This is a genomic window from Borreliella japonica, assembly GCF_900099615.1.
In the GTDB taxonomy this organism is placed as follows: Bacteria; Spirochaetota; Spirochaetia; order Borreliales; family Borreliaceae; genus Borreliella; species Borreliella japonica.
Genome location: NZ_FMTE01000002.1, coordinates 19,280 through 34,062 on the forward strand (window position 1 = coordinate 19,280; position 14,783 = coordinate 34,062).

Below are 14,783 nucleotides of genomic sequence, written 5' to 3' on the forward strand. Positions count from 1 at the left end.
GAATTATAATATGTTTAAAAAAGTAGAAAACAAGGCCAATTTTCCTAAAATAGAAGAAAAAATATTAAAATTCTGGACTGACAACAGGATTTTTGAAAAATCAATAGAACAAAGAGAAGGATGTGAAGAATTTACATTTTATGACGGACCGCCTTTTGCAACAGGACTTCCTCATTTTGGACATTTTGTTCCAAACACAATAAAAGACATAATTCCAAGATATCAAACAATGCAAGGTAAATATGTTAAAAGAAATTTTGGATGGGATACCCACGGACTACCCGTTGAATACGAAGTAGAAAAAAAATTAGGAATTTCTGGTAAATACGAAATAGAAAATTATGGCGTTGAAAATTTTAACAAAGAATGCAAAAAAATAGTACTTAGATATACAGAAGAATGGAAAAATATAATCTTAAGGCTTGGAAGATGGGTAGATTTTGAAAAAGGCTACAAAACTATGGATGCAAGCTTTATGGAATCTGTGTGGTGGGTATTTAAAAATCTTTACAATAAAGGTTTAATCTACGAAAGTTATTATGTACTGCCCTATTCTCCAAAACTTGCAACTCCGCTTTCAAACTTCGAAGTGAATCTTGGAGAATACAAAGAGGTTAATGACCCATCATTAACAATAAAATTTAAAATAAAAGACAAAAACGAATATCTACTAGCATGGACAACAACCCCTTGGACATTGCCCTCAAACCTTGGAATTGCAGTGGGACCAGAAATAGAATATTCTAAAATTTTTGACAAAAAAAAAGAAGAGATTTTGATACTTGGATCAAAAAAGCTTAATAGCTATTATGATGATGAAAATTTATACACTATTATAGAAAAATTCAAAGGAAGCAAGCTTGAAGGCATAGAATATGAACCTATTTTTAACTACTTTTTAGAACAAAAAGATAAAGGTGCTTTCAAGGTCCACACAGCCGACTATGTTACAACTGACGATGGAACAGGCATTGTTCATATTGCCCCTTTTGGAGAAGAAGACTACAGAATACTTAAAAAACACACAAATGTCGATATAATAGACCCCTTAGATGCTGAATGTAAATTCACAAATCGGGTAAAAGATTTTAAAGGACTTTTTGTAAAAGATGCTGATAAAAAAATAATAGAAAACCTAAAATTACGCAATTTTTTATTCAAAAGAGAAAATTATCTGCACAGGTATCCATTTTGTTACAGAACAAACTATCCAATTATTTACAGACCAATAAGCTCCTGGTTTGTAAATGTAGAAAAAATAAAAACCAAACTCATCGAAGTAAATGAAAAAATCAATTGGATGCCAGCTCATTTGAAAAAAGGAAGATTTGGAAAATGGATAGAAAATGCAAAGGATTGGGCAATAAGCAGAAACAGATTCTGGGGAAATCCAATTCCAATTTGGATATGCTCAAAAACAGGAAAAAAAATTTGTGTTGGATCAAAAAAAGAACTTGAAGAGCTATCTGGTCAAAAAATCGAAGACTTACACAAAGACAAAGTAGATAAAATAACCTGGCCAAGCAAAGACGGCGGCACATTTATCAGAACAAGTGAAGTTCTAGATTGTTGGTTTGAATCTGGAGCAATGCCTTACGCTAGCAATCACTACCCATTCACAAATGAAATTAATTTTAAAAATATATTTCCTGCTGATTTTATTGCAGAAGGTCTGGACCAAACAAGAGGGTGGTTTTATACCCTTACAGTCCTGGGAACTTCTCTTTTTGAAAACACAGCATTCAAAAACGTCATTGTAAATGGACTTGTGCTTTCAAGTGATGGAAGAAAAATGTCAAAATCCTTTAAAAATTATACAGACCCGGTAAAAGTAATAAACACATTCGGAGCAGATGCCTTAAGACTTTATTTAATAATGAGCCCTGTAGTCAAGGCTGATGATTTAAAATATAGCGACAATGGAGTAAAAGACGTTCTTAAAAATATAATAATACCCATTTGGAATGCTTATTCCTTTTTCACAACTTATGCAATAATTGATAAATTCAAACCTCCAAAAAATCTCAACTTAGATAAAAATAACAACCTTGACAAATGGATCATAAGCGAACTTGAAAGCCTAAAAAAAATACTAAATAAAGAAATAGACAAATATAATTTAACAAAATCAATAGAATCTTTACTTGAATTTATAGATAAATTAAATAATTGGTATATAAGAAGATCAAGAAGAAGATTTTGGAAATCAGAAAACGATAAAGACAAAAATGATGCCTACGAAACATTATATTATGCAATCAAAACTTTAATGATTTTACTTGCTCCCTTTACTCCATTTATAACAGAAGAGATTTATCAAAATTTAAAAACCGATGAAGACAAGCAATCAATACATCTTAACGATTATCCAAAAGCAAATGAAAATTTCATCAACAAAACAATTGAAGAGAAAATAAATCTAGCAAGAAAAATAACTTCAATGGCAAGATCACTCAGATCATTGCACAATATAAAAATACGCATGCCTATTAGTACAATATACATTGTCACAAAAAATCAAAACGAACAAAATATGCTAACAGAAATGCAAGAAATAATATTAGATGAAATAAATGCAAAAGAAATGAAAATAAAATCTAACGAAGAAGAGCTTATAACTTACAAAGCGAAAGCAAACTTTAAAGAACTTGGGAAAAAGCTTAGAAAAGATATGAAAACGGTATCTATTGAGATTAGCAAGCTAAAAAATGAAGATATAATAAAAATAATAAATGGAATATCTTACGAAATCAAAGTAGCTAATACAAAGCATTACTTATCATTAAATGATATAATATTAGAAAGAGAAGAAAAAGATAACTTAAAAGTAATAAATGAAGAGTCCATTACAATAGGAATAGACTCCCTAATAACGCAAGAATTATACTTAGAAGGTCTTACAAGGGAATTTGTAAGACAAATCCAAAATTTAAGAAAAGAAAAAAATTTTAACGTTAGCGATAGAATAAACTTATACATAGAAAATAATGCAACATTAAAAGAAATACTAAATAAATTTGAACAATATATTAAAACTGAAACATTAGCCTTAAATATCATATCAAACAAAAGTAAGCTAGAAAAAAAAATAAACCTTGACGACAACATATTTACAACAATAGGAATTGAAAAATGTTAAAAATATTAATTAAAATAATTGCCACTTCGTGCCTTGTAGTAGTAGGATGCACTAGCCTACCTTACAATCCTCCAAAACAAAATCTAAATTATTTAATGGAACTTTTACCCGACGCAAATTTATATGCCCATGTAAATTTAATTAAAAACAGATCTATTTGCAACTCTTTAAGCCCTAAATATAAATCTATTCTAAGACTTATAAGCGATTTATACTTTAGCTATAAAAAAGAAAATAACGACTTTGCTATAATAGCAACGGGCAATTTCCCAAAAGATATTTTCTGGGGAATTCATAAAAATAGAAATACAGAACTAATAGGCAATATACTTACAAGCCCAAAATGGAAACTGAAAAATTCAAACATATATATTACCCCAAACAAAGCTAGAACCAGTATTACAATAAACAAAAAAGATAAAATCTTAAAAGACAACAATGTACTAACAACGAAATACATCAAGGAAATAGAAAAAAATGAAATGTTTTTTTGGATTCAAAATTCGACATTACTGCTACCAAACCAAATAGCAAGTAGCAAAAATTTAATCCCTTTTAGCAGCGGCACTTTGTCTATAAACAGCCTAAATCAAAACGAATATGTTTTTAAATCTCTGATCGAAACGAACAACCCATCAATAATAAAAATACTGTCAAAAAAACTGATTCCAACTATTTTAACAAACACGACTAACCTTACAATATCAAGCAACATAAAAGCCACAATAAAAGACCAAAATACAGTAGAAATAGAATTTAATATTCAAAAATCTAGTGTTGAAAACTTCATAGCAACATTGGTTTCAAATATTTAAATCTAAAAATTTTTATTAACTCCTAAAAGGTATTAATTTGCTTTTTGCAAGTAAAATAATGATATAAAGCTCCAATTTTACCAGACTCATTCTTAAATTTAGTTGGCTCAAGTGTTACAAGATTTTTTATATTATTATTATTACTTAAAGCCATCTCTAAAGACCATAAATTTTCTAATTTTTCATATATTCTATCTATTAAATCAGGCCTTGCGCTTATTCCTCCCCCAATCAAAATTTTTTCAGGATTTAAAATAAAAGTTAAATTAAAAATACCAAATGATAAATTCTCAAAAAATCTGTCAACTTCATTTTTGGCATGAATATTTCCATTCTCAGCAAGATCAAAAACACATTCTCCTGAAACCTCTTTTAAAGGCTTTTCTAAGCGCATAGCAACCCTTTTTCTTAAGGCTAATACAGAAGAAATGGATTCCCATCTACAATTAAAAGGAATATTGCCACTAATACCTCTAGTTATCATAAATCCAACCTCTCCGGCCATAAAAGAATTTCCTCTTAAAAGTTTGCCATTTGTAAAAATTCCAGCACCAATTCCTGTGCCAAGGGTTATAGCAATAAAATCATTAGAATCAATAGCATTACCCTTAAATTTTTCTGCTAAGGCTACACAATTAGCATCATTTTCAATTTCTATACATACTCCAGTTAAAGATTCTAATCTCTCTTTTAAAGGATAATTAATAAAACCAGAAATAGCATTCACTCTAATGACATTTCCCTTAAGATCAACAAACCCGGGAATACAAATTGCAACCCCAACTACATCGCTTAATTCTTTGTAAGAATTAATAAGGTTAACTAAAATATTTACTTGCTCATCAGAAGTAGTGCCTGTACTTATTTCATTTTTATCAAAAAAAACACCGCTTGAATCTGCTAGCGAATATTTAGTACTAGTTCCACCAACATCGATTGCCAAATAACGTTTCATATTTATCCTCAGGCCTAATTGTACATAAATGATCATAAATTTTCCATAGCAATATAAGAAATTTTAGAAATTTTGTTTATAACTATTTGCGCTTTAATCATCTCCTTCAAATAAGAAACATGAGAAATTATACCAATTTGTCGTCCAGTAATCATTTGAAACTTAGAAAGCTTAGGCATAACTTGAGCCAAAGTATCTTCGTCAAGATTACCAAACCCTTCATCTAGAAAAAAAGCTTCTATTTTTAAATCACTATCCCTTATTTTATCAGATAAAGCTAAAGATAAAGCTAAAGATACAAGAAATTTCTCACCCCCAGACAAAGTTTTTACCGTTCTTATTCTATTAACATCTTTTTTGTCTTCAATTAAAAAATCAAATTCCTTGCTCTCTTTGTTGGTTTTAAGCTCAAAATCAGGAAAAATCCACCTTAAATATTTCTCATTTGCCAGTCTTAAAATATCATTAATTAAAAAAGTTTGAACATAGTATTTCAATCCAGAAGATCTAATAACCACCTTTCTTAAAACATCTAGCTTATCTTTCCTTTCTTTAGCCAGATTTAATTCTCCTCTTAGCACATCTAAATTAATTTTTTGTTGATCAATCTTTTTTTGAAGAGTTTGAAAATTTAAAAGTTTTATTTTATATTTCTCGATATCTCTGGACAAAAATTCAAGCTTAGAGCTAATTGATAAACTCAATTTTTGCAACAAATGCAAGCTATTCTTATTGATTTGTTTCAAAATAGCTTCTACTTCAAAAGAAGATGAACCAAAAAAAACACTTTTTAAATTTGAAACTATATTGATAAAATTATTTTGCTCTCCATTTAATCTTGCTTTTAGAGTCAATATAGATTTCTTTATAAATTTAATTTGGGTTTCAGTTTTAATTTTTAAATCTTCTAAATTTTTAAGATTTAAAACAAGCGTATTCCATTCATTTTCTACACTTTTCTGACTAGCCAAAATAATATTAAATTCTCTTTCCAAAGAAGAATAATCGTTAAAACTTAAATTTAAATTAAGTTTTATTAATAAACTTTTAATCTTTAAAAGATTTTGATTAAAATTTTTATTTTTTAAAGAAATCTCAATTTTTAAATCTTTTTTCCTAACCTTAAATTGTTCAAGCTTTTCTAATTTATTTTCAAATGCTAAAATTTTTTCTCTCTCAAAATAATTTATGTATTTATCAAATAAATTTTTTCCAATCAAACTTAAAATTTCAGCATTATTCTTTTCAAACTCCAAAGCATTAATCTCTTGCTTAGAAATTTCTTCTTGTCTGCAAGATAATTGATATTTAAGCTCATCAATTTGATTTTGTATCAAATGAAGTCTTGAATTTAAAATATAAAGCTCTTTTAAACTACAAACCGATAATTTATCTTTATGTTGATAATTTCTATATTCAACCTCAATATATTTTAGTTTCTTTTTATCGCTCTCAATAGAAAAATTTTTATCATTAAGATATTTTAACAACTCTTTGTACAAATCAATCTTAACAATATTTTTTTCCTTATTTTTGTTAAAATCTTCTTTGTCAGCAGATTTTAACAAAAATTCCAACCTATCTCTATATTTTGAAATCAGCTCATCGTTAAAAGTTTGAAATAATTTTAATGCTTCATAATAAACATATTTGTCAAAATCGAAATTAGATTTCTCAGAAGAAATACTTTTAATCTCATCATTTTTTTTACTTTGAGACCTTAATAATTCTTTTTTTTCATCCTCAAGACTATTTTTCTTTAAAAGTAAACTTTGATAATCATTATCAACAAATTTTAAATTAAAAATATTGCAATTTTTATTATAAAGTTCCTTAACATAATTAAAATTAAAATTATTGCTATCCAAATCTTTAATTTCTTTTAAATTATTTATCACTTTTGAAAGTTCTAAATCAAGTAATTGGCTATCATTAAATAACTCGCCTTGCATAGCAACAAGATTTTTCAAATTCCAAAAATCTGAACATAAATAAATTTTTCTATCCAAATCTAAATTCTCTTTTAATTTCCTTTGAATAGAATAGTCCATTTCTAAAGAATCTTGATATTCAATCAGAGAAGATAACTGATCCTCTAAAGAAGACATTTCAACTTCTAAGCCTAAATATCTCTCATTAGACGCTATTGCCTGATTACACAAAGAAATAGCTATTCTAACATTTTCAAGATCACTTTCTAATTGACCAATATCAACTAAATCCAAATAATCCTTAAGGGATTTATACTCTCTCTCATCATAATCAAGGATTGATTTTTCATAAGATTCAGAATTTAATAACCTATCTATACTAAACTTTGTACGCTCAAAGTCACTTTTTAAATAAAATTCCAAATTATCATATTTTTTTAAATTAAAAATATTATCAATTATTGCGGTTTTCTCTTTAGGGGTTGATGTTAAAAATTCTTGAAAATTACCTTGTGGCAAAATTACAGTTTGACAAAATTGATTAAAATCTAATCGACAAAGACTTTTAATATGTTCTAAAACATCAGCTCTACCCTCAATAACCCTATCATCAAAAAAACAGCTAAGCAACATATTTTTAGGAGTCTCTATATTTCTTACATTAAGCTCAATAAAAGATTCATAAATCTTTCCAGAAATAGTAAATGTTAATTTAACATAAGCACTAGTCTCGCCTTTTGATATAATATCTACGATTTTTTTACCAAGTCTATAAACACGAGCATATAGCGCCAAAGTTATGCAATCTAAAATAGTACTTTTGCCAGATCCAGTATTGCCAGAAATTAAAAAAATGCCTGATTGTCTTAAAAGAAGAGTATCGAAATTTAACTCATGCTCCCCTTTGTAAGAAGCTATATTTTTGAATATGAGTTTATTTATCCTCATATTCGCCTAAATATCCTTTAGCCAAAACCTCGTTAAAAAGAGAAATAAGATCTTCTTCCTTAAATTTAATATCCTTAATAACACCGTTTTCAAAATCTCGTCTCAACTTTTTCTCAAAAAAATATTTTTCATCCATTTCAAGAACTTCAAGTTCTCCAATAACACCGAAATCGTCTTGCAAATCTTGACTTGAGAGTGAAGAATAGGAAATAGAAACTAGATTCATAAAATTAAGCTTTGCTAAGTCATAAATGGTCTCCTCAGAACTAGCATCAATCGTCTCGTTAAGTTCAATTTTCAAATAAATACTAAAAGACTCTTCTTTTTTGACATTAGTCAAAAAGTCAAGAACTTCATTAAAAGAACCTTTAACAAAAATTAATTTATTGAAAACCGGCACCTGAAATGCTTGTTGCAAAATTAACTTATTGTTATTAAAATGTAAAACATTTATATATTTATCATGGGTCTCATTAAATGAATATTGCATAGGAGATCCTGAATAAACAATATTATCCCTTAGTTTCATGAATTTATGAATATGCCCAAGAGCAACATAAGAAAAATCATTTCCAAAAACATTAAAAGGGATAATATAGCTACCTCCTAAGGTATCAATCTTTTTACTGCTGCCAAAAAAAGAATGCGCCATTAATATCTTAGGAACTCCTTTGTACTTGTTTTCTAAAAAATTAGATAAACTTGATATCTTTTCTCTGTAAGCATTTTCTAAATTTTCAAGAAACAGCTTATTGGAAAACTGATCTTCCAATTCAAAAATACTGTCAAAATTTTTTCCTAAAATAAGCCTTTCATTTATATGTGGAAGACAAACAACAATAAACTTAAGATTTCCATTATCTTTTAAGAAAACTATTTGATCATCAGAATCATATTCTGTTATTAAAAAAAAATTAAACCGTGAAAGAAGTTTTTTATTGATACTCAAATAATCCTTTTTATCATGATTTCCAGAAATAACCACACACCATTTACAAGAAGTAAAAGAAAGCTCATAAAAAAAATTATTCACCAATTTTTGCTCTTCAAATCCGGGCCTTTTGGAATCATAAACATCTCCAGCAACAAGTAAAAGGTCTATTTTTTCTTTTTTAAGAAATTCTAACAGAAAAAATAAAAAATTTTTCTGTTCCTTAAGTATTGAAAAATTTTCAATCTTTTTACCAATATGCCAATCTGAAGTATGTAGAATTTTATAATTGTCCACAAAATACTCTCACTTTTTTAATTCTTAAATTATGTTTATATATTATAATACAATATATAAACATAAGGAATTTATGCAAAATAAAAAATTGATAATAGTTGAATCGCCAACAAAAGCTAAAACAATAAAAAAATTTTTAGACGACTCATTCTTAGTAGAAGCATGCATTGGACATATAGTAGATCTACCAAACAATGCAAAAGAAATTCCCAAAGAATATAAAAAATACGAATGGGCAAATATTTCCATAGATTATAACAATGGATTTAACCCAATTTACATTATTCCTAGCAATAAAAAACCAGTTGTATTAAAACTAAAAAAATTGGTAAAAACAATCAATGAGATATATCTTGCAACCGACCAAGATAGAGAAGGAGAAACTATAGCATTTCACTTAAAAGAAGTATTAAAAATTAAAAACTATAAACGGATGATATTCCATGAAATCACGGAAACTGCAATAACCGAATCACTAAAAAATACTAGAGATATAGACATGAATCTTGTTAATGCTGGTGAAGCTCGAAGAATATTAGACCGACTATACGGATACACAATTTCTCCACTACTTTGGAAAAAAATAGCTTATGGACTTTCTGCTGGGCGAGTGCAATCCGTTGGATTAAAACTATTAATAGAAAAAGAAAAAACTAGAATAAATTTTAAAAAAGCCAATTATTATTCAATTTTACTTCAATGTAAACATGATAAAAAAGATTTATTACTTGAAACAAAATTAGAAGAAATTGATGACAAGAATATAGCAGAGGGTAAAGACTTTGCAAATGAAACCGGAAAACTTAAAAATAGCACCAAAACAATAATAATAAACCAAGATTTAATGATCAAACTTGAAAAAGAACTAGAAAATGGAAAAAAAATTGAATTAATTTCAATAGAAACTAAAAAAATAAAAATACCTCCTCCAAAGCCATTTACTACATCAACACTTCAACAAGAAATAAATAAGCGCCTTAAAATTGGAACAAAGCAAATAATGCAACACGCTCAAAAACTTTACGAACACGGATACATTACCTATATGAGAACAGACTCTCATAATATTGCTAAAATTGCAAGAGATAAAATAACAAAAATAATAAAAACCAAATACGGAAAAGATTATATAGAAAAAAAAGAAAGAATTTATGAAAAAGGAAAAATGACTCAAAATGCACATGAGGCAATAAGGCCTTCTGAAATGTTTATTCCAAACGAAAACATAGAAATAGAAGGCAAAGCCGCTAAAGAAATTTACAAAATAATATGGGATAGAACTATTATTTCTGGAATGAAAGATGCAATAAAAGAAAATATAAAACTGACTTTTAGGTATAAAAACTTAATTTTCAAATCAAGCTTTACAAAAATAATTTTTGATGGATTTCTTAAACATACTAAAGAAAAAGATGAATATTTTAACATAAACTTTGACTTAATAAAAAAGGGAGATATATTTTCTATAGTTAAAATGAAAACAAGCGAACACGAAACAAAAGCTCCATTTAGATATACAGAAGCATCTCTTGTGCAAAAAATGGAAAAAGAAGGAATAGGTCGTCCTTCAACCTATTCTACAATTATATCAACACTCCTAGAAAGAGAATATGCATTCAAACTTAACAACACATTAATACCAACTATAAAAGGGGCTGCTGTAATAAATCTTCTTGAGAAATATTTTCCAGTACTAATTGAACTAAATTTCACCTCTAATATGGAAGAAAAATTAGATAAAATAGCAATAGGAAAGCTAGATAAAATAAAATATCTAAACAAATTCTATAATGGCAAAAACGGGCTAAAGTATACGGCAATGCAACTAGAGCCTAAAATTAATTCCTCCGAATTTAGAACTGTTATTGAAAATCAAAACATAAAAAATAAAGATAATAGCATTAATTATACAATAAACATTGGCAAGTATGGGCCTTATTTAATATTCAAAGGGCATAATTACTCAATAAACACAACAACTCCATTAGAAAATTTGTACAAAAAAGATGAAATAGAAAAAATAGTAAATGAAAAAGAATTAAAACCAAATATACTTGGTATTGATCCTTTAACAGGACTTAATGTAATCTTCAAAAATACAATTTATGGAAACATAGTACAACTCGGAGAAGACACTTATGCTCCTCAAGAATACACAAAAAAAGGAAAACCTAAAAAATTAAAAATAATAAAAGCAAAAAAAGCATCAACTAAAAAAATTGACCCCGAAAACATAACATTAGAGCTTGCTTTAAAATTGCTCTCACTACCAAAAACAATCGGTAAACATCCTCAAACCAATGAACAAATCATTGCTGCAACTGGTGTTTTTGGAGATTATATTAAAACTGAGAGCGGAAGTATTGCTTGCTCGCTAAAAAAAGATATAAAAGCATATAATATAACACTAGACGAGGCTGTCAGTCTGCTCAACGAAAGAGTTAATAAAGTAGGCATAATCGTTAAAATGATCACATTTTCTAAAAACAAAATCGGCAACAAAATATATATTTACAAAAAAAACGACAAATTTTATGCTAAAATTAAAAGAAAGAAGGTTGATTTACCTGATAACATTAGTCTTGACGAAATAAATGAGAAATATGTATTCAGTTTGTTGTAAATATGAATGATTTCAAACTACCAATTTATAAATACAAAGATGAATTAATTAAAGTATTAAAAACAAATAATGTTTTAATTGTTGAAAGTCCAACAGGCAGCGGAAAAACCACTCAACTGCCAAGAATAATATATGAAGCAGGTTTTGCAAAATTAGGAAAAATTGGAGTAACTCAACCAAGAAGAATAGCTACAATATCAATAGCCGAATATATTGCTAAGCATATTGGTGTAAATGTTGGAGAAGAAGTTGGTTACAAAATAAGATTTGAAGAAATTACAAGTTCAAAAACCAAGATCAAGTTAATGACCGATGGAGTGCTTCTACAAGAGCTAAAAAAAGACACATTACTTTATGAATATGATGTAATCATAATAGACGAAGCACACGAAAGAAGTTTAAACATCGATTTTATATTAGGCCTTATTAAAGACATTGCAAGAAAAAGGAATGATTTTAAAATCGTAATTTCATCTGCTACAATAAACACAAAAGTATTTTCAAAATATTTCGACAACGCACCGGTTGTTAGCATTGAAACTATTACATACCCAGTGCAAATAATATACAATCCTCCTATTTTAAACACACCAAAAGGAATGATATCAAAAATAAAAGAAATTGTCTTGAACGTAATAAAAGAAAAAAAAGCAGGCGATATACTTATATTTTTATCTGGAGAAAAAGAAATAAAAGAAACTATAAAAGAATTACAAGAATTAAACTCAAAAAAAAATTTAATAGTATTGCCTTTATACGGTCGAATGCCTAAAGAAGCTCAAGAACAAATATTTGTAACTACTCCTAAAAATAAAAGAAAAATAATAGTGTCAACAAACATCGCAGAAACTTCAATCACAATTGAAAATATTAAAATAGTAATCGATAGTGGAAAAGTTAAAACAAACAAATTCCAAACAAAAACTCATACCTATTCACTCCAAGAAGTTCCAATTTCAAAATCATCAGCGACTCAAAGAGCTGGTCGAGCAGGAAGACTTTCAAAAGGAACTTGCTACAGACTTTATAAAAGAGAAGATTATCAACTAAGAGAAGATTATCAGAAAGAAGAAATATATAGAACAGACCTATCTGAGGTAATACTAAGAATGGCAGATATTGGCATCAGAGATTTTACCCATTTTGATTTTATCTCAAAACCATCAACGCATTCGATTCAAACTGCAAGCAAAATATTAAAATCTCTGGATGCTATAAATAATAAAAACGAACTTACAGAAATTGGAAAATATATGATACTATTTCCATTGGTGCCAGCACATTCAAGAGCATTGGTTGAAGCAATGATAAATTACCCACAAGCTATCTATCAAACTACAATAGGTCTATCATTTTTATCCACAAGTGGAATTTTTCTAATACCCCAAAATGAAGAAACGGAAGCTCGACAAGCTCACTTAAAATATAAAAATCCAATGGGGGATCTAATTGGGTTTATTAATATCTTTGAAGATTTTAAAAAAGCTGCAAATAAAGAAGCTTTCACAAAGGAAAATTATTTAGATCTACAAGGACTAGAAGAGATAGCAAATGTTCAAATGCAGCTTGAAAACATTGTTAGCAAATTAAATATACCAATAATACAAAAAGGTGTTTTTGACAACGAAGGATATTTAAAATCAATAATGCGAGGAATGAGAGATTATATTTGTTTTAAAACTTCAAAAAAGAAATATAAAACCATTAAAGCTCAAAACGTAATAATTCATCCCGGATCACTTATTAGTACCGATTCCGTGAAATATTTTGTTGCAGGAGAAATTATAGAAACTACAAAAATGTACGCAAGGTCCATTGGTGTCTTGAAAAAAGAATGGATTGACGCTATTGATCTTAATGAAGAGCTTGAACATAAAAACATACCTGATAAAGAGAAACGGATAACAAACGCCAAACAGACAAAAATTATCAATGAAATCAAAATAGGAAAAAAAATTTTCAAAGCGGAGCACAAAAATAACACCTGTGTAATAAAAATTAGCCTAGAAGCACTAAAAGAGATGATTTCAAAAAACGAATTAAACAATCTAAATAATGAAGATTTGAAAAAAATTAAAATACAATTGATACATAAAAATGTAACAGTTTTTAACAACAAAAAATTTTTAGAAACTATAGAAATAGTCAAAGGCATGGGAAAAAATTGGCAGTGTATAAAAAAATATGAAACAAACAACGTAAACATTGATGAACCTGAAAAAATGAAAGATCTCTTAGAGTGTACAATGCAATTTATAAGTTCACCCTCCAAAAAAAATGCTCTTTTCCTATCATTGGAAACAGATCGACTTGGAAATTTTCGACTAAAACCCAAACAAAATTTCATAATGGCAATAGAAGAATCTATGGAAAGCATAAAAAGCCTTATGGAAAACGAAGAATACATAAAAAAGCTACATTTTATAAAGAAATTAATAAATAAAGTTTACAAAAAATTAAATTACTTCTTTGTAGAAACTGAAACTTGAAAGTCTTATTAGAATAAAAACAATAATATTAAATTATTTTCATTATAATAAAAACAAGGTTTATAATAAATTATGAACTGGTTATCCTTTTTCCATGTTTTATTATTTTTAGCAATCGCTCCTCCCAAATCGCAAAGCAATAATAAGGAAAATACAGAAAATTTAATAAAGCTGTATATGCTTTATGATTTAACTAATAACTTGCCAAAAGAATTAGAAATAATAAATAAAATTAAAAATTTCAACTTAGAACAATATTACCTACTAATTACAAAATATTATCTAAAAATCAAAAAATATAAAGAAGCTGATAATTTTTTTAAAAAAATAAATAAAAAAAAGATTAAAAATCAAAAAATAAAAACCGAAATCATTTCGCTAAAATTAAGAATAAATGAAGATCATATTAATGAAGAAGAAATTAAAAAAATTTTAAATAATGAAAAAAATATAGATGTCAAAATAATTTATCAAATATTTAATCTTATAAAATTTAAAAATAAAAAATTAGCAACACAAATTAAAAATATCATATTAACAAACTATCCCAAAAGCATTTATTCTTATAAAATAAAAAGAAATGAATGAAATGAATAAGAAAATATTAACACTGCTAATATTTATTTTAAGTATTTCATCATCAGGACTAATGTTA

8 protein-coding genes are annotated in these 14,783 nt (G+C 27.4%); 5 read left to right on the plus strand and 3 right to left on the minus strand.

Annotation, left to right across the window (positions count from 1 at the left end; genetic code table 11):
• Window positions 1–10: 10 nt before the first annotated feature.
• On the plus strand, window positions 11–3,139 hold the full coding sequence (ileS, locus tag BLO14_RS00065) for an isoleucine--tRNA ligase (RefSeq protein ID WP_091971481.1): 3,129 nt from the start codon (window positions 11–13) through the stop codon (window positions 3,137–3,139).
• Window positions 3,133–3,954 (plus strand): hypothetical protein, encoded by an 822-nt coding sequence (locus BLO14_RS00070; RefSeq protein ID WP_091971483.1) that lies wholly within the window; start codon window positions 3,133–3,135, stop codon window positions 3,952–3,954. Before ileS ends, BLO14_RS00070 begins: the two co-directional genes overlap by 7 nt.
• A gap of 22 nt (window positions 3,955–3,976) precedes the next feature.
• On the opposite strand, the gene BLO14_RS00075 is transcribed toward BLO14_RS00070, so the two are convergent.
• From BLO14_RS00075 to sbcD, 3 genes are read right to left on the minus strand one after another with little or no spacing between them, the layout of a single operon-like run.
• Window positions 3,977–4,909: an ROK family protein gene (locus tag BLO14_RS00075; RefSeq protein ID WP_091971485.1), complete on the minus strand. Its 933-nt coding sequence runs from the start codon at window positions 4,907–4,909 to the stop codon at window positions 3,977–3,979.
• Between the two features lie 32 nt (window positions 4,910–4,941).
• Window positions 4,942–7,788: an SbcC/MukB-like Walker B domain-containing protein gene (locus BLO14_RS00080; protein WP_091971487.1), complete on the minus strand. Its 2,847-nt coding sequence runs from the start codon at window positions 7,786–7,788 to the stop codon at window positions 4,942–4,944.
• The gene (gene sbcD / locus BLO14_RS00085; protein WP_091971489.1) at window positions 7,775–9,016 is read right to left on the minus strand and encodes an exonuclease subunit SbcD; all 1,242 of its coding nucleotides are present in this window, start codon (window positions 9,014–9,016) and stop codon (window positions 7,775–7,777) included. The genes BLO14_RS00080 and sbcD overlap by 14 nt, the downstream gene beginning before the upstream one ends.
• Window positions 9,017–9,089: 73 nt before the next feature.
• Here sbcD and topA point away from each other — a divergent pair, with 73 nt between their 5' ends.
• The 3 genes from topA (at window position 9,090) to BLO14_RS00100 (ending at window position 14,716) form a co-directional block, all read left to right on the plus strand.
• Complete coding sequence (topA, locus tag BLO14_RS00090; RefSeq protein ID WP_091971491.1) at window positions 9,090–11,639, plus strand: type I DNA topoisomerase; 2,550 nt, start codon at window positions 9,090–9,092, stop codon at window positions 11,637–11,639.
• A 2-nt stretch (window positions 11,640–11,641) separates the two neighbouring features.
• Window positions 11,642–14,128, plus strand: coding sequence for an ATP-dependent RNA helicase (locus BLO14_RS00095; RefSeq protein ID WP_091971494.1), 2,487 nt, complete (start codon window positions 11,642–11,644; stop codon window positions 14,126–14,128).
• Between the two features lie 72 nt (window positions 14,129–14,200).
• Window positions 14,201–14,716: a hypothetical protein gene (locus BLO14_RS00100; protein ID WP_091971497.1), complete on the plus strand. Its 516-nt coding sequence runs from the start codon at window positions 14,201–14,203 to the stop codon at window positions 14,714–14,716.
• Window positions 14,717–14,783 lie beyond the last annotated feature (67 nt).

Excerpts from the sequence above, each read along its gene's own strand:
- BLO14_RS00100 (WP_091971497.1), top strand. The coding sequence starts at position 14,201 with ATGAACTGGTTATCCTTTTTCCATGTTTTATTATTTTTAGCAATCGCT.
- ileS (WP_091971481.1), top strand. The coding sequence starts at position 11 with ATGTTTAAAAAAGTAGAAAACAAGGCCAATTTTCCTAAAATAGAAGAA.
- BLO14_RS00070 (WP_091971483.1), top strand. The coding sequence starts at position 3,133 with ATGTTAAAAATATTAATTAAAATAATTGCCACTTCGTGCCTTGTAGTA.
- BLO14_RS00095 (WP_091971494.1), top strand. The coding sequence starts at position 11,642 with ATGAATGATTTCAAACTACCAATTTATAAATACAAAGATGAATTAATT.
- topA (WP_091971491.1), top strand. The coding sequence starts at position 9,090 with ATGCAAAATAAAAAATTGATAATAGTTGAATCGCCAACAAAAGCTAAA.
- BLO14_RS00075 (WP_091971485.1), bottom strand. The coding sequence starts at position 4,909 with ATGAAACGTTATTTGGCAATCGATGTTGGTGGAACTAGTACTAAATAT.
- BLO14_RS00080 (WP_091971487.1), bottom strand. The coding sequence starts at position 7,788 with ATGAGGATAAATAAACTCATATTCAAAAATATAGCTTCTTACAAAGGG.